A 16,660-nucleotide genomic window follows, 5' to 3' on the forward strand; every position below is an offset into this window, starting at 1 on the left:
GTCGCCTCGAGATCTGCGCCCCATGGCGAGATCAGCCGGCCGTCACCGGCGAACACGACTGCCTCGGGTGGACTCGGCGGAGGTACACCGTGACCTGCCGGCCGCCGTCGTACCCGAACGTCTCGGTGACGAGTTCCCCTGCGATGGACATCGTCGCGTCTTCCTGTCATTGGCGTTCGACCGTGACCGTCATCATGGCAGTTGCCCTGCTGGTCGTCCTGGGCCGGCCGGCTCCCGCAGCAGGCCGGGCCTTCGCCGGTGAAGGCGGGCACGGGGTGCAGCCGCAGGCCAAGGGGGCAAGGGCGTCGTCGAGGCAGGGGATCGCGCACGCCCTTGAATTCCGAAGCGCCTTGCCGCAGGTCACCGGCAGGATGAGTCGCCCCCGCAGGAGGTGCGGAGCGGTTGGTCCCCACCATTCCCCCTCTTGGTCGGCATCGGCCCGGTGATCGTCCTCGGGTCGGGCTCCTGACTGCTGTCGCGAGCATGAGTATTGCCTCACGAGAAGACCGGTCCTATGGTCAGACCACAGCCTCGACAGACCACATCGGAGTAAGACATGGATGCGGTACACGAGAACAACGGTCAGCCGATCCGGGTGATGCTTGCCAAGATCGGCCTGGACGGTCACGACAGAGGCGTGAAGGTCGTCGCGCGCACCTTGCGCGACGCCGGCATGGAGGTCATCTACACCGGACTGCACCGCAGCCCCGAGCAGGTCATCGAGGCCGCCGTGCAGGAGGACGTCGACGTCCTCGGGGTGAGCCTGCTGTCCGGCGCTCACATGCCGATCTTCACCCGGATCTTCCATCTGCTCGACGGCCTGCCACAGCGGCCACGGTTCGGGATCGTGGCCGGCGGTGTCATGCCGGACGAGGACGAGGACGAGCTCAAGAAGATGGGCGTCGCCGAGGTACTCGGCCAGGACACCACACCGGAGACGATCGTCGCCCGGATCCGGGGAGTCGCCGCCCAGACCACGAGCGCCTGAGGGAGGTGCAGCACGTGGGTTCACGGATGGAGCAGTGGAACTGGCCTCCCCGGTACGACGAGGGATACCGGCCGCCCGACACCCAGCGGTACTGGTTCCCCGGACGGGAGACCATGGCGGCGGAACAGCGCGACGAGGTGATCCTGGAACGCATCCGCCACGTCATGGCGTACGCCTGGGAACGCACACCGTTCTACCGCCGCAAGTGGGACGAGGCGGGCATCCACCCGTCGTCGATCAGGACCCTGGCCGACTTCGAGAAGGTCCCCGTGGTGCGCAAGGAGGAACTGAGGGCCGACCAGGCCGCGCACCAACCGTTCGGCAGCTACCTCGCCGTACCGGTGGAGGAGATCAAGCACGTCAACGGCACCTCCGGCACGACCGGCAGGCCGACGGCCTTCGGGATCAGCGAGCGCGACTGGCGCAGTGTGGCCAACGCCCACGCGCGGGTGATGTGGGGCATGGGCATCCGGCCGTCCGACACGGTGCTCGTGGCCTCCCCTCTGAGCCTTTACTGGGGGTCGTGGGGCGCCTACCTCGGGGCCGAACGGCTCGGCGCGAGAGTCTTCCCCTTCGGTGCGGGGGCCTCCGGGCAGACCGCGCGGACGGTCCAGTGGATGCGTCAGATGGGCGTCACGGTCTTCTACGGCACCCCGTCGTACGCGCTGCACCTCGCGGAGGTCGCCGTCGACGAGGGCGTGAAGCCGCAGAGTCTCGGTCTGCGCAAGCTGTTCTTCTCCGGCGAGCCCGGCGCCAGCGTGCCGGCGATCCGCTCCCGGCTCGTCGAAGCCTTCGGCGCCGAGGTCTACGACTCCGGAAGCATGGCCGAGGTCAGTCCGTGGATGCACCTGGGGGCCGCGAGCGACGCGCCCGGAGTCCTGTGCTGGCAGGACCTCGTCTACACCGAGGTGTGCGACCCCGGCACCCTGCGCCGCGTCGACTACGGCTGCGAGGGCACCCCGGTCTACACCACCCTGGAGCGTACCAGCCAGCCGATGATCAGGTTGCTGTCCAACGACCTCACCCGCTGGGAGGCGCCCTCGGCGGATCGTGGCCGTACGTACCCGTTCCTGCCACGCGGCATCTACGGCCGTATCGACGACATGTTCACCGTCCGCGGCGAGAACGTCTATCCCAGTGCGATCGACGACGTCGTCATGGCCGTCGAGGGTTACGGCGGCGAGCATCGCATCGTGATCAGCCGGGACAGCGCCATGGACGTCCTCACCGTCCAGGTCGAGCACCGGGGCATAGCGGAGGGCCCACCCCTCGACGCCTGGGCCCATGGCATCGCCGAGCGGCTGCGGAAGGTACTGGGGGTGGGGGCCAGGGTCGTACCCGTGCGTCAGCAGACCTTCTCCCGCACCGACTTCAAGGCACGCCGGGTGATCGACGACCGGGAGCTGCTGCGCCAACTGGAGACGAGCACCGGGAGCGGGTCATGACCGCCCCCCAGGAACTCGCCGACCGCGTCCTCGCCGGCGAGCAGGGGGCGATCGCCCGGATGCTGACCTGCATCGAGCGCCGGACCCCCGGAGTCGACGAGGCACTCGCGCCGTTGCACCAGAAGGCGGGCGCCGCCCATGTGCTGGGCCTGACCGGGCCGCCGGGCAGCGGCAAGAGCACCCTGGTATCGGCACTCGCCCAGCACTACCGGCGCATCGGGCGCACCGTCGGCGTCCTCGCGGTGGATCCCTCCAGTGTCTTCTCGGGCGGCGCCATCCTGGGCGACCGGATCCGGATGAGCGGTCTGGCCGGGGACCCGGGGGTGTTCATCCGTTCGGTCGCGACGCGCGGCGCGCTCGGCGGACTGTCCCGGGCCGTCCTCGACGGGATCACGGTCCTCGACGCCGCCGGCAAGGACGTCGTCCTGCTGGAGACCGTGGGCGTGGGCCAGGCCGAGGTCGACGTGATCAGCGTCGCGCAGACCGTCGCCGTGGTGAGCGTGCCCGGCCTCGGGGACGACATCCAGGCGATCAAGGCCGGGCTCCTGGAGATCGCCGACGTGCACGTGGTCAACAAGGCCGACCGGGACGGCGCGGCGAAGACGGTCGCCGAACTACGCGACATGCTGCGGTTGAGCAAGCGGCGTCCGGGCCAGTGGAACGTGCCCGTCGAGCAGACCGTCGCGGCGACCGGGGCCGGCGTACCGGAACTGGCGGAGCGCTTCGACAAGCACCTCGCCTGGATGACCGCCGACGGAGAGGACGACCGCCGCGCGCGGCGCAACACCGAGATGCGGCTCCGCTGGCAGGTGGAGGAGATCGTCACGGGCCGTATGAAACCAGGGGTGTCGGACTTCGATCGCGCTGTCGACGACGTGACCGCCCGCCGCCGCGATCCGGCGTCCGCGGCCAGGGACCTGGTGGCCGGACTGTGACCCCTTTACCCGAGGATGCGAGGACCAGCAGTGACCGACAAGCAGCAGCACACCAGCGATGACGACCGGACGCGGCTCACGACCGACGCGCTCGTGGCCGCCGTCAGCGAGGAACTCGCCGCATGGGAGGGCGACGAGCTCGCCGCGTTCATCTCACGGCAGCCGGAGATCCAGGACAGCCACCGCTCCGGCAGCGGCCTTCCGGTGAAGCGCGTCTACACGCCCGCCGACCTGCCGGCCGACTGGCATGACATCGGGCTTCCCGGGCAGTACCCGTACACCCGCGGGCCCTACCCGACGATGTACCGGGGTCGCCGCTGGACGATGCGTCAGATCGCCGGCTTCGGCCAGGCGGAGGAGACGAACAAGCGCTTCCAGTACCTCATCGCCCAGGGCCAGACGGGTCTCTCCGTCGACTTCGACATGCCGACGCTGATGGGCCTGGACAGCGACGACCCGATGAGCCTCGGCGAGGTGGGACGCGAGGGCGTGGCCGTCGACACCCTTCCCGACATGGAAGCGCTGTTCGACAGCATCGACCTCGAACGCATCAGCGTCTCGATGACGATCAACCCCTCGGCATGGATCCTCCTCGCGATGTACATCGCCGTGGCGGAACGGCGGGGCTACGACCTGAACAAGCTCTCCGGCACCATCCAGAACGACATCCTGAAGGAGTACATAGCCCAGAAGGAGTGGGTCTTCCCCGTCCGCCCGAGCATGCGGATCGTGCGCGACACGATCGTCTACTGCTCCGAACACATGGCCCGCTACAACCCCGTCAACATCAGCGGCTACCACATCAGCGAGGCCGGGGCCAACGCCCTGCAGGAGATCGCGTTCACGATGGCCGTCACCAAGGCCTATGTGGAAGACGTGGTCGCCGCCGGTGTGGACGTGGACCGGTTCGCCTCCCGGCTGTCCTTCTTCTTCGTCAGCCAGGCCGACTTCTTCGAGGAGGCCGCCAAGTTCCGCGCGGTGCGCCGCTTCTACGCCCGGATGATGCGCGACACCTTCGGTGCGCGGAATCCCCAGTCCATGCGCCTGCGGTTCCACGCACAGACCGCCGCCGCGACGCTGACCAAGCCCCAGCCGCTGAACAACATCATCCGTACCGCTCTGCAGGCGCTCTCCGCGGTGTTGGGCGGCGCCCAGTCCCTGCACACCAACGGCCTGGACGAGGCCTACACGATCCCCAGCGAGACGGCCATGAAGGTCGCCCTGCGTACCCAGCAGATCATCTCGGACGAGACCGGTGTGCCCGAAGTCATCGACCCGCTGGGCGGTTCGTACTACGTGGAGAGCCTCACCGACCAGCTGGAGCGGGGCATCGAGCAGTACCTGGAGAAGGTCGAGGAGCTCGGCGGCGTCGTCACCGCCATCGAGCAGGGGTTCTTCCAACGCGAGATCTCCGACAGCGCCTACGACTACGCCCGGCGCAAGGCCAGCGGAGACCGCCCCGTGATCGGCGTCAACAAGTACGTCGACGCGGGGCCGGGCGAGAAGATCGAAACCCACAAGCTCGATCCCGAATCGGAGTCCCGCCAGATCCGGCGCCTGAAGACGGTCCGGGAGGAACGTGACCAGGACCGGGCCAGGGCCGCCCTGGACCGCCTTCTGGACACGGCCGCCGACCCCGACGCCAACCTGATGCCGGCCACCATCGAAGCCGTCAAGGCGCACCTGTCCATGGGAGAGATCACCGGGGCGCTGCGCACTGTTTTCGGCTCCTACACCGAAACACCGGTGTATTGATCCCCTTCGCTGCCGGGTCAGGCAGTGGGCCCGGCGGTTTCTCAATGTCGAGAGACCCAGGAGCGTCATGTACCGACAGATCCCCGCGCCACTGGACGGGAGTCTCGGATGGTCCGCGTTGGCCGCCGCGACTCCGTTGTTCGTGCTGTTCATCCTGCTCGGTGTGTTCAGGCTTCGGGCCTGGGCCGCCTCTCTCGTCGGCCTGGCCCTGTCCTTGATCGTCGCCGTGGCCGTGCACGGACTACCGGTCTCCCAGGCCCTGTCCTCCGGCCTCGAAGGCGCGGCCTTCGGGATCTTCCCCGCCCTGTGGGTCGTCGTCAACGCGATCTGGATCTACCGGATGACGCGGGACTCCGGCCATTTCGACGTGCTGCGCCGCAGCTTCACGAAGATCAGTGACGACCGGCGGATCCAGGCCGTCGTGATTGCCTTCTGCTTCGGCGCGCTGCTGGAGGCATTGGCCGGCTTCGGCGCCCCGGTGGCCATCTGCTCGGTGATGCTCGTGGCACTCGGGCTGGAGCCGGTCAAGGCCGCGACGGTCTCGCTCATCGCCAACACCGCTCCCGTCGCCTACGGCGCGGTGGCACTTCCGGTGATCACCCTGGCCAAGGTCTCCGGACTGCCGCTGTCGGATCTCAGCGCGATGACCGGACGCCAGGTGCCACTGCTCGCCGTGCTCGTCCCGACGGCTCTTGTGCTGGTGCTCGACGGTACGAGGGGACTGCGCGCCATCTGGCCCGTGACCGTGGTCTGCGGTGTCAGCTTCGCCGTCGTGCAGTATCTCGTCGCCGACTTCGGGCCCGTCCAGCTCACCGACATCGCGGCCTCGCTCGTGTCGGCGGCCGCGGTGCTCGCGCTGCTGCGCCTCTGGCAACCGCGGTCGGAGGGGGGAGAGGCCACGTCCTCCGTCACGCCCTCGACACACGATGAACTCGGTCTCCCCGGTCCCCAGGGCACCGGAGCGCGCGGTGACGGAGTGGCGGTCGTGGAATCGGCCGGCCCACAGGCCACGGCCGTACGAGCGCCCGCTCCGGTGTCGGACCCACCCGTCGAGGTGGCCCGCTCCTTTGCCCCCTACGCCATCGTCATCGTGCTGTTCTCCCTCGCCGCCGTCCCGGCGGTCAAGACCGCGCTCGCCACCACGACGCGCACCTTCGCCTGGCCGGGGGTGCACGTGGTGAACGCGGAAGGAGAGCCGCTGAGCCTGGCGTCGTTCAAGCTGGACTGGCTGGCGAACAGCGGCACGACCCTTCTGGTCGCCGGATTCTTCACCGCCCTCCTGCTCAGAGCTCCGGTTCGTTCCGTGCTGCGGTCCTACGGGGCGACCCTCATGCAGCTGCGCGGTGCCGCCGTGACGGTGACGGCGGTCCTGGCCCTGTCCTACGTCATGAACCTGTCCGGGCAGACCGCCACGCTGGGGACGTTTCTGGCCAAGACCGGAGTGTGGTTCGCTCTGCTGTCGCCACTGCTCGGATGGTTCGGCACCGCGGTGACCGGCTCCGACACGTCCTCGAACTCGCTCTTCGGCGCACTGCAGGTCACCGCCGCGCATCGGGCCGGACTCTCACCTCTGCTGATGGCGGCGGCGAACAGCAGCGGCGGAGTGCTCGGCAAGATGATCAGTCCTCAGAACCTGGCGATCGGCGCCGCTGCCGTCGGACTCGCAGGTCAGGAAGGTGTGCTGTTCCGCAAAGTGCTCACCGCGTCGGCGGTGCTGGTGCCGCTGATGTGCGTGCTCGTCTACCTCCAGTCCACCCCCCTGCTCTCCTGGATGGTGCCGTGATGAAACCGGTCGACGTTTCCCGGGACGAGGCCCGTGACGTGGCTCGCGACACGGTGGACGAGGCGAACGCGGCGATCGGCGCCGCGATCTCGACCGGTTCCCTGCCCCGAGGTCTCGAATCGCTCCTGTACGAGGTCCAGCACGAGATGCTGGCACTCGCCGCGGCCGTCGGTTCCGGTGGCCCGGGACCGGGCACCGCTGGTCTGATCCGGGCCCGGGACGAGTACGCCGGAGACGCCGCACCCGGTTGCGCGGTGCTCGGCGGAGCCGACGCCGCGGCCGGCCTGCTCAAGCTGGCCCGAGCCGTCACGCGCCGGGCACGGCGCGCGGTGAGCGCGGTGGCCCCGGCGCCGGCGGAGCATGGCACCTACCTGGAACTGCTGGAAGAGGTTCTGCTCCGCGTGGCGCTCCGGGCTGAGGAACTGGAACGCCAGCAGGTGCCTCTCGGCATGTGTTTCCAGGCGGGAGCCCCTCCGGTGTGGTCTGACCACTGACGTGGTCGCATTGACAGCAAAGGGGAGGCCACCGGACACTTCACCAGAGGAGAGGACGGCACCCCGGCTGTGGAGGGAACAAGGTTCGTCGTGACCAACGAAGAGTCGTGGGAGCCGGTCCGGAGGACCCGTACGTACGAGCAGGTGCTGGAGCAGATCGAGCAGCGCATCATCGACGGCAGGCTGCGCGCCGGAGAGAAGCTGCCCAGTGAGCGGGATCTCGTCAACGCGCTCGGGGTGGGCAGAACCAGTGTGCGCGAGGCCCTTCGGGCACTGGAGGCGATGGGGATCATCGAGGCGCGCACCGGCTCGGGGCCCGACTCCGGCTCCGTGATCACCGGTCGGACCACGCCGGCTCTGGCCAACCTGCTGCGCCTGCATCTCGCGCTCGCGCAGATCAGCCTCGCGGACCTCGTCGAGACCCGCGTCCAGCTGGAACGCAGCGCGGCGCGCGGCGCTGCCTCGGCCCGAACGCCGACCGACATCGGGCGACTTCATGACCTCGTCGAGGCCATGAAGTCGCCCGCTCTCGAACACCAGCAGTTCAACGCCCTTGACACCGAGTTCCACGTCGCCATCGCGAAGATCTCCGGCAACGCGTTGACGGCCGACCTCATGCAGGCACTCCGCGACGCCGTCGAGTCCCACATGGTCGCGGCGTTCGCCCGGCTCTCCGACTGGCGCAGTGTCGCCGACGCCCTGGTCACCGAGCATGAGGGCATCCTCCGGGCGATCGAGAAGTCCGACGGCGATGCGGCGGCCGAGCTGGTGAGCGAGCACATCGTGGACTTCTACAAGAACCAGATCCTTGCCCCTGAGGCGACATCCTGAACTGTGAGCGTTTCGCTGTGCCGTTCACGCTGCCGTCGGTGACGACGGTCCTCTCCGGGCCGGCTGATCCCGGGCCGTCCCGCTACTGGCCTGCCAGTTCGGGGTACAGGGCGGCAAGGTCGGCCGACAGGGATTGCCGGACGTTACGGGCCACCTCGTCGGCGAGCACCTCGTACGCGCCTTCCTCGACGCCGTCCAACGCCTGCCGTACGACGTCCTGCGGGCTGCTCTTCGCACCCTCGTAGCGGTTCCCCATGTCGGTGTCCATGAGGCCGACGTGCAGGCTGGTGACGCCGATTCCACGGGGCGCCAGGTCGAGCCGCAGCGAGTTGGTCATCGACCAGAGCGCTGTCTTGGCGGCGCTGTACGAGCCGCCCTGGCCGAGCCACGATGCCACCGAGTTGATGTTGAGCAGGTGACCGCCGCCGTTGGCGACGATGGCGGGTACGAAGGCGCGCGTCACCAGCAGGGGACCGTAGAAGTCGGTCTCGAACTCGCGCCGCACGTCGGCGACTTCCCCACTCAGGAAGTTCGCCGCCACACTGATGGCGGCGTTGTTGATCAGCAGCGTGACATCCCGGCCACGTCGGCCGCGGCGGCCACCGACGCGGGGTCGGTGACGTCGAGCGCCAGTGGCTCGGCGCCGGGTGTGGTCACGGTCCTGGGGTCGCGGGCCGCCGCGTACACCTTGCGGGCGCCGCGGGTCAGGGCCTCGGCCACGAAGGCCTTGCCGAGGCCCCTGTTGCCGCCAGTGACCAGTACGACCGCGTTTTCGATCTTCATGGGTTCATCTCCTTCGGGTGAGGTGTTGGGACTTCTTGACGGGGGAGCGGAGACGAGCTCGGCTCCGCGCCTCTTCAGTCGCCCTGGGCCAGGAAGGTCTTGACCTCGGTCGCGAACTCCTGGAGGTGCTGGAAGAGGAAGGCGTGGCCGGCGTCGCTGTACAGCACGAGCTTGGCGGACGGCAGATGCTGGACCGCGGCGTACGACGCGTGGGAGTGGATCATGACGTCCTGCATGCCGTTGGCGTAGAGCACGGGCTGCTTGATGGTGGCCAGGTTCGCCGCCACCTCCTCCCAGGGGATCGACTGCGCCGCGCCTATCGCCCTCAGCTGCCCCATCGCGGCCGCTTCGCTGACCACCGGGGCACCCTCCGGCATGCTCGCGGCCACCTTGTCGAAGTGCTGTGCGCCCAAGGCACGAGCCTCGTCGTTGTCGGGGTAGAAGAGGTACATCATGTCCTCGCGGTGGTCGCCGCTGCGGGGCGTGGCCATGATCGAGAGAACCTTCTCGGTCATCTTCGGTGTACCCGGAGCACTGCCGGACCCGCTGCCGGCGACGACGAGCCTGCGGACGAGGTCGGGCCGCATCAGGGTGACCGCCTGGGCGACGACACCCCCGAAGGACCATCCGAGAACGTCCACCGTGTCGAGGCCGAGGGCCTCGATGAACTCGATGGCACCAGCGGCGAAGTCCTGCACGCTGGTCATGGGCTCGCCTTCGGTGTAGCCGATCCCGATGTTGTCGAACGCGATCACATCCCGCTCGGCGGCGAGGGCTGCCACGAACTCCGGGTCCCACCAGTCCACGGTGGCGCGGAAGCGGTGCAGCAGCACGAGGGGCACGCCTCCGCGCGGGCCTGAGCGGCGGTAGGTGAAGGTGGCCGCCGGCGCGTCGACGCGGAGGTTCTCGACCGTCGGGGTGTCGGCGTTGGTCATCGTGTGCTCCTGGTGGTGAGCGGATCGTCGGGGCTGTCGGGTATCCACTCTATTGAATGTCGAACGTAATGCAATAGCTCCGGGCCGGCTCGCCCATCCGTGCGGCGGCGTGTCGCCCCGCATACTGCGTCGATCGCGCACTTCCGGTCGAGTTGGTGCGCGATCGGCTTGACGAGGGCTGGTCGAGGCGCCATTGTATGTCGAACGTAATTCTATGAACTGGAGCCCAGCGAGCACCGCATGGGCTCCTGCCTCGGGCCCGTAGGCCTGACCACATGATTGGGGAAGCACAATGACGACAACGCGCAAGTCCGGCGCCTCGAACTCATACATCCAGGCGTCGACGAGGACCATCTCGGTCAACGGCGTGCGTCTGGCCTACCGGCGGCTCGGCCCGGAGACCGGTACGCCCGTCGTATTCCTCCACCACCTCGGGGGGAACCTGGACGAATGGGATCCTCGGGTCGTCGACGGCATCGCCGCTCGGCGTCCTGTCGTCACCTTCGACAACCGGGGAGTCGGTGCGTCCGAGGGCAAGACGTCCACCTCGGTCGCCGAGATGGCTCACGACGCCGTCGCGTTCATCCGTGCTCTCGGTTACGAGCAGGTCGACCTGTTCGGCTTCTCGCTCGGCGGCTTCGTGGCCCAGGTCATCGCCCAGCAGGAGCCCGGCCTGGTCCGCCGGATCATCCTGGCGGGCACGGGTCCGGCCGGCGGTGAGGGCATCTCCAAGATCAACGGCGTCACCGTCAGGCAGATCACGAAGGCCGGGCTGACCTTCCGGCACCCCAAGCGCTACCTCTTCTTCACCCAGACCGCGAACGGCCAGCGTGAGGCGAAGGCGTTCCTCGGGCGCCTGAAGGAGCGCACGACGAACCGCGACAAGACGGCCTCCATGCAGACCCAGAACTCCCAGCTCAAGGCCGTCCGTGCGTGGGGGCTCCAGCGGCCGGACGACCTGTCGATCATCACACAGCCGGTCCTGGTGGCCAACGGCGAACACGACAGGATGGTGCCGAGCAGCAACTCCGTGGACCTGGACCGACGCCTTCCCAACAGCGAGCTCGTCCTGTACCCGGACGCCGGGCACGGTGGCGTCTTCCAGTTCCACGGCGCGTTCGTCAAGAAGGCCCTGGACTTCCTGGAGTCGTGACCCGACGGCGAGCGTGCGGTCCAGGGTGTCCCTCCTCCCGGCGATCGGCCCGGTCGGTCAGGGAGTCGTATCGCGGTCTGTGGCACGCAAGGTCCGAGGGATCGTGGCCGACGGCGTGCCAGACCGACGCTCTCTTCCCGGTCGGCCAGGCCGGCCGCCGAGTCCGCGAGACAAGGAGTCTCCAACATGGCCGAACCGATCAGGTTCTCCGTCCCCAGCGCCGGGGGAGTGACCCTGGCCTCGTACCGGTGGGACCCCGACGGCGCCCCGAAGGCGATCGTGCAGATCGCACACGGCATGGGCGAGCACGCGCTGTGCTACCAGGACGTCGCGGACACCCTCGTCGCCACCGGTTACGTCGTCTACGCGCACGATCACCGGGGGCACGGCGCCACCCTGCGCGAGGGGGACCGACCGGGTGCGATCGGCGCCGAGGGGTGGTTCGAGCTGGTCAAGGACCTCGGACGGGTCGGCGACCATGCGCGTCGGGAGCACGGGGGCCTCGGGCTGGGGCTCCTGGCCCACAGCATGGGATCCTTCGCCGCGCAGCAGTACGTCCTCGACGCCGACCGCTCGATCGACGCGCTGGCGCTGACCGGGACGGCGGCGATCGATCTCCGGCCGGCGCCCGACGGGAACGCCCCCATCGATCTCTCGGCCCTCAACACGGCCTTCCAGCCGGCACGCACGGCGTACGACTGGCTGAGCCGGGACCCCGGTCAAGTCGACCGGTACGTCGCCGACCCCCTGTGCGGCTTCGGACTGGACGGGGCCGGCGCGAAGGCGATGTTCGAGGGCGCGGTCCGGCTGGCCGACCCGGCGATGGTCAGGGGGATTCGCAGCGACCTGCCGGTCTACCTCGCGGTGGGCGACATGGATCCGGTCAATGCCCAGCTCAAGCTGGTACGCGCGCTGGTCGACCGTCTTGAGCGAGCGGGTCTGGCCGACATCATGCTGAGGGTCTACGAGGGTGCCCGTCACAAGGTGCTGATTGAAACCAACCGGGCGGAGGTCATCGCGGACCTGATCGCCTGGCTCGACCGGAAGATCGCACGATGAACCACACCGACTCGGCTGCACAGCCAGGGCAGGAGGAGCCGCGATGCGTGTCGCTCTCTTCCTGACCTGCGTCAACGACACGCTGTATCCGGACACCGGCCGTGCCGTGGTGAAACTCCTGACCAGGCTGGGCGTCGAGGTCGATTTCCCGATGGCGCAGACCTGCTGCGGGCAGGCCCACTACAACACCGGCTACCGTCATGAGGCGGAGCCGCTGGCCCGGCATTTCTCCGATGTCTTCGGGGAGTACGAGGCGATCGTGACCCCGTCCGGGTCGTGCGGGGCGATGGTGCGGGAGCTGTATCCGAGGATGGGCGAGCGGGCCCGGGCGGAGGGGCGCGGGGGCGGGCTCGCGAGTGCGCTGGCGCCGGTGGTGCCGAAGACGTACGAGCTGACGGAGTTCCTGGTGGATGTGCTGGGGGTGACCGATGTCGGGGCCTATTACCCGCACCATGTGACATACCACCCGACCTGTCATGGGCTGCGCAGCCTCGGCCTCGGCGAGCGGCCCCGCCGGCTGCTCCAGGCCGTCAAGGGGCTGGAGTTGGTGGAGCTGCCAGGCGCGGAGGAGTGCTGCGGGTTCGGCGGCACGTTCGCGGTGAAGAACTCCGACGTCTCGGCCGCGATGGGCGCCGACAAGGTGCGCAACGCCGAGTCGACGGGCGCCGAGGTGCTGTGCGCCGCCGACAACTCCTGCCTGATGCACCTCGGCGGCACCATGACCCGGCTCGGCACCGCGATGCGGCCGGTGCACATCGCGGAGATCCTGGCGAGCACCGAGGAGGACCCGGCCGCATGAGCGGAACGTTCGTAGGAATGCCGGCCTTTCCGAAGGCCGCGCACGAGGCGGTCAACGATCCCACCCTGCGCGGGAACCTGCGCCATGCCACGCACACCATCCGGGCCAAGCGCGCCAGGGCGGTCGCCGAGGTGTCCGACTGGGCGGCGCTGCGCGAGGCGGGCAAGCGGATCAAGGACCACACGCTTCGCCATCTGGACCGGTATCTGGTGCAGTTGGAGGAGTCGGTGACGGCGGCCGGCGGTACGGTCCACTGGGCGGCGGACGCCGAGGAGGCCAACCGGATCGTCGCCGGCCTGGTCAAGGCCACCGGCGAGTCGGAGGTCGTCAAGGTCAAGTCGATGGCCACGCAGGAGATCGGGCTCAACGAGGCCCTCGAAGCGGCGGGCATCCGGGCCTACGAGACCGATCTCGCCGAGCTGATCGTGCAGTTGGGCCATGACCGGCCCTCGCACATCCTGGTCCCCGCGATCCATCGCAACCGGGGGGAGATCAGGGACATCTTCCGGCGTGAGATGGGGGCGTGGGGGCGCCCGGCGCCCGAGGGGCTGACCGACACACCCGCCGAACTCGCGGAGGCGGCCCGGCTCCACCTCCGGGAGAAGTTCCTGCGCGCCAAGGTCGGCATCTCGGGCGCCAACTTCATGGTCGCCGAGACCGGCACCCTGGTCGTCGTCGAGTCCGAGGGCAACGGGCGGATGTGCCTGACCCTGCCCGAGACGCTGATCTCGGTCGTCGGCATCGAGAAGATCGTGCCGTCCTGGCAGGACCTGGAGGTCTTCCTGCAGACACTCCCCCGTTCGTCGACGGCCGAGCGCATGAACCCGTACACCTCGATGTGGACCGGCACCACGGACGGCGACGGCCCGAGCACCTTCCATCTGGTCCTGCTCGACAACGGCCGCACCGACACCCTCGCCGACGAGGTCGGCCGCCAGGCCCTGCGCTGCATCCGCTGCTCGGCCTGCCTCAATGTCTGCCCGGTGTACGAGCGGGCGGGCGGACACGCGTACGGCTCGGTCTACCCGGGCCCGATCGGCGCCATCCTCAGCCCTCAGCTCCGGGGCACGCAGAGCGAGATCGACGCCTCCCTGCCGTACGCCTCCTCCCTCTGCGGGGCCTGCTACGAGGTGTGTCCGGTCGCCATCGACATCCCCGAGGTGCTGGTGCACCTGCGCGAGCGGGTCGTGGAGGGCGGCGAGACGGTCCGGGGCGGCAACAAGGTGGTGCTCAGGCCGGCCAAGGGGCACGCGGCCGAGCGGGCGGCGATGCGCGCGGCCCGCTGGGCGTTCTCCCGTCCGGCGGCCCTGCGCACCGGCCAGCGGCTCGCCTCCCGCACCCGCCGCCTGCACCCGAGGACGCTCCCCGGGCCGGGCAGGGCGTGGAGCGGCACCCGGGACCTGCCGGCCGTACCGGCGGAGCCGTTTAGGGACTGGTGGCAGCGGACCGACGGCGGAAAGGGCGGGGCGAAGTGAGCAGCAGGGAACGGATCCTGGGCCGGGTACGGCGCGCGCTGGACGGGGTGCGGGACGAGGACCCGCCCATCGAGCGGACGTATCTGCGCGAGCACGGCGGGCGGAGCGTCGAAGAGACGGTGGAGCTGCTCGCCGAGAACCTGGCGGACTACCGGGCCGTCGTGCACCGCACCACCGAGAACGAACTCCCCCGGGCCATCATGCGGTTGCTCGCCGAGCGCGGGTCGCGGCACGTGCTGGTGCCGCCGGGGCTGCCGCCGCAGTGGATGTCGGCCGCCGACGCCACCCGGGTCCACGACCGTGCCGAGAGCACACCCGGTGAACTGGACGAGGTGGAGAGTGTGGTCACCGGCTGTGCGGTGGCGATCGCCGAGACCGGGACCATCGTGCTGGACGGCGGCCCGGACCAGGGCCGCCGCCGGATCACCCTGGTCCCGGACCACCACGTCTGTGTCGTACGGGTCCCGGAGCAGGTCGTCTCCTCGGTGCCCCAGGCCCTCGAACGCCTCGACCCGACCCGCCCGTTGACCTGGATCTCCGGCCCTTCGGCCACCAGCGACATCGAGCTGGACCGGGTCGAGGGGGTGCACGGCCCGCGCACCCTGGAAGTACTCCTGGTGGGCGGCGGCTCGTGCATCCCACGCTCGGACGCGGCTGCCCGGAGCCGCTGATCGGCTCCGTACGGCACAGAGGGTGCCTTCCTTGTCTCGTCGGCTCGATTTGCCTGTGCCGGCCGACTCATTTAGTATTATGGTCGTAATTCAAATTGCGGGGCAGTCGTAGCTCACCGGCCCCAGATCCAGTCGGCCCCGAAACGCTAAGGACCTCTATGACCACGGATGGCGCTTCTCCGGCCGTCGGCTCCCAGGCAGGACCCCGGCAGCGGGCCTATACCTGGGCTGATCCCGGGCCGGCCGTCGAGGCCGTGCAGCGTCTGAGCGGCCTTGAGGTGCTGCAGGGCACCCGGGAGGGGAAGGTCCCGCACCCGCCCGCGCTCGACACGCTGGGAATCGTGCCCGTCGAGGTCGAGCCGGGCCGCGTCGTGTTCGAGATGACCCCTGCGGAGTGGCACTACAACCTGCTGGGCACGGTCCACGGTGGAATCCTGGCGACTCTCGCCGACACCGCACTGGGCTGCGCCGTGCACACCCGGTTGCCCGCGGGGACCAGTTACACGACGCAGGGCGTCAGCGTCAGTTTCCTGCGTCCGGTCAGCGTGGAGACGGGCCCCGTCCGCTGCGAGGGGATCGCCCTCAACGTCGGTCGCCGTACCGCCTACGCGACCGCGAGCATCACCGACCTCAAGGGCAGACTGCTCGGCCACGCCACCACCACCTGTCTGCTGCTGCCTGTCGGCGACCGGCAGTCGGCGCCGACCGGGCGTCACGCCGCCCGCGCGGCCGATCAGGCCGTCTGAGTCGTCGTCCGCCAAGCCGGGACCGCGGCGGCCGGCTGGCTACGGCCGGCGTAGTGCTCTCAATCCGAATCGATCAGTTCCACATATGGAGATGAACATGACTGCGATCAAGGACTCTGTGGTCCTCGTCACCGGCGGCAACCGGGGCCTGGGCAAGGCGCTCGTGGAGGGGCTGTACGCGCGCGGGGCCGCCAAGGTCTACGCCACGGCACGCGACCCGCGTACCGTCACGCACGCCGACGCCGTACCGCTGGCGCTGGATGTCACCGATCCCGTTTCCGTGGCGGCCGCGGCCGAGCAGGCCCAGGACGTCACCATCCTGGTCAACAACGCCGGTGTCCTGTTGGCCGCCTCCTTCCTCGACTCGCCGGTCGAGGACGTCCGTCGGGAGTTCGAGACCAACTTCTACGGGCCGCTGCTGACCGCGCGTGCCTTCGTCCCGATCATCCAGGGCAACGGCGGCGGGCACATCCTCAACGTGCACTCGGTCCTCTCCTGGCTGGGCCTCGCCGGCTCCTACAGCGCATCCAAGGCCGCCCTGTGGTCGCAGACCAACTCCCTGCGCGTGGATCTGCACCCGCGCGGCATCGGGGTCACCGGTCTGCACGTCGGCTACGTCGACACGGACATGGCGGCGGGCGTGGAAGCGCCCAAGACCAGCCCGCAGGATGTCGCCGCCCTCGCTCTGGACGGTGTCGAGACGGGTGCGTACGAGGTGCTGGCCGACGAGGTGACCCGGAACGTCAAGGCCGGGCTGTCCGCGGACCTGACCGCGCTGTACCCGCAGCTGGCCGGCTGACCTTCGTCA

15 protein-coding genes and 1 pseudogene are annotated in these 16,660 nt (G+C 69.3%); 14 read left to right on the forward strand and 2 right to left on the reverse strand.

All coding sequences use genetic code 11. The features are described 5' to 3' along the window. Positions 1-556 precede the first annotated feature (556 nt). The 7 genes from ACZ619_RS28660 (at position 557) to ACZ619_RS28690 (ending at position 8,231) form a co-directional block, all read left to right on the forward strand. The gene (locus ACZ619_RS28660) at positions 557-988 is read left to right on the forward strand and encodes a cobalamin B12-binding domain-containing protein (protein WP_469604748.1); all 432 of its coding nucleotides are present in this window, start codon (positions 557-559) and stop codon (positions 986-988) included. Positions 989-1,002: 14 nt separating this feature from the next. Continuing rightward, positions 1,003-2,433, forward strand: a complete 1,431-nt coding sequence (locus ACZ619_RS28665; RefSeq protein ID WP_469604750.1) for a phenylacetate--CoA ligase family protein — start codon at positions 1,003-1,005, stop codon at positions 2,431-2,433. Continuing rightward, positions 2,430-3,368, forward strand: a complete 939-nt coding sequence (gene meaB / locus ACZ619_RS28670) for a methylmalonyl Co-A mutase-associated GTPase MeaB (protein WP_469604752.1) — start codon at positions 2,430-2,432, stop codon at positions 3,366-3,368. The genes ACZ619_RS28665 and meaB overlap by 4 nt, the downstream gene beginning before the upstream one ends. A 168-nt stretch (positions 3,369-3,536) precedes the next feature. Then, positions 3,537-5,123, forward strand: a complete 1,587-nt coding sequence (locus ACZ619_RS28675) for a methylmalonyl-CoA mutase family protein (protein WP_469605010.1) — start codon at positions 3,537-3,539, stop codon at positions 5,121-5,123. 67 nt (positions 5,124-5,190) lie between these two features. After that, entirely contained in the window at positions 5,191-6,906 is a 1,716-nt protein-coding gene (locus ACZ619_RS28680) for an L-lactate permease (RefSeq protein ID WP_469604753.1), read from the forward strand. Further along, positions 6,906-7,400, forward strand: coding sequence for a hypothetical protein (locus tag ACZ619_RS28685; RefSeq protein WP_469604755.1), 495 nt, complete (start codon positions 6,906-6,908; stop codon positions 7,398-7,400). The genes ACZ619_RS28680 and ACZ619_RS28685 overlap by 1 nt, the downstream gene beginning before the upstream one ends. A 144-nt stretch (positions 7,401-7,544) precedes the next feature. Next, complete coding sequence (locus tag ACZ619_RS28690) at positions 7,545-8,231, forward strand: FadR/GntR family transcriptional regulator (protein WP_469604757.1); 687 nt, start codon at positions 7,545-7,547, stop codon at positions 8,229-8,231. Positions 8,232-8,313: 82 nt separating this feature from the next. Here ACZ619_RS28690 and ACZ619_RS28695 read toward each other — a convergent pair. Beyond that, positions 8,314-9,014 (reverse strand): annotated as a pseudogene (locus ACZ619_RS28695) (SDR family oxidoreductase). Between the two features lie 74 nt (positions 9,015-9,088). Further along, complete coding sequence (locus tag ACZ619_RS28700) at positions 9,089-9,949, reverse strand: alpha/beta fold hydrolase (protein WP_469604760.1); 861 nt, start codon at positions 9,947-9,949, stop codon at positions 9,089-9,091. Between the two features lie 292 nt (positions 9,950-10,241). Here ACZ619_RS28700 and ACZ619_RS28705 point away from each other — a divergent pair, with 292 nt between their 5' ends. The 7 genes from ACZ619_RS28705 to ACZ619_RS28735 all read left to right on the forward strand — a co-directional run bounded on the left by ACZ619_RS28705 (position 10,242) and on the right by ACZ619_RS28735 (position 16,651). Next, the gene (locus ACZ619_RS28705; RefSeq protein ID WP_469604762.1) at positions 10,242-11,102 is read left to right on the forward strand and encodes an alpha/beta fold hydrolase; all 861 of its coding nucleotides are present in this window, start codon (positions 10,242-10,244) and stop codon (positions 11,100-11,102) included. A 186-nt stretch (positions 11,103-11,288) separates the two neighbouring features. After that, complete coding sequence (locus tag ACZ619_RS28710; RefSeq protein ID WP_469604764.1) at positions 11,289-12,161, forward strand: alpha/beta fold hydrolase; 873 nt, start codon at positions 11,289-11,291, stop codon at positions 12,159-12,161. A 43-nt stretch (positions 12,162-12,204) separates the two neighbouring features. Next, complete coding sequence (locus ACZ619_RS28715) at positions 12,205-12,960, forward strand: (Fe-S)-binding protein (protein ID WP_469604767.1); 756 nt, start codon at positions 12,205-12,207, stop codon at positions 12,958-12,960. Then, complete coding sequence (locus ACZ619_RS28720; protein WP_469604769.1) at positions 12,957-14,435, forward strand: LutB/LldF family L-lactate oxidation iron-sulfur protein; 1,479 nt, start codon at positions 12,957-12,959, stop codon at positions 14,433-14,435. The genes ACZ619_RS28715 and ACZ619_RS28720 overlap by 4 nt, the downstream gene beginning before the upstream one ends. Continuing rightward, positions 14,432-15,106 (forward strand): LutC/YkgG family protein, encoded by a 675-nt coding sequence (locus tag ACZ619_RS28725; protein WP_469604772.1) that lies wholly within the window; start codon positions 14,432-14,434, stop codon positions 15,104-15,106. The genes ACZ619_RS28720 and ACZ619_RS28725 overlap by 4 nt, the downstream gene beginning before the upstream one ends. Positions 15,107-15,264: 158 nt before the next feature. After that, entirely contained in the window at positions 15,265-15,852 is a 588-nt protein-coding gene (locus ACZ619_RS28730; RefSeq protein ID WP_469604775.1) for a PaaI family thioesterase, read from the forward strand. A gap of 97 nt (positions 15,853-15,949) precedes the next feature. Next, on the forward strand, positions 15,950-16,651 hold the full coding sequence (locus ACZ619_RS28735; protein WP_469604778.1) for an SDR family oxidoreductase: 702 nt from the start codon (positions 15,950-15,952) through the stop codon (positions 16,649-16,651). The last annotated feature ends 9 nt before the right edge of the window (positions 16,652-16,660 follow it).

It is taken from the genome of Streptomyces sp. NPDC104367 (genome assembly GCF_055583825.1).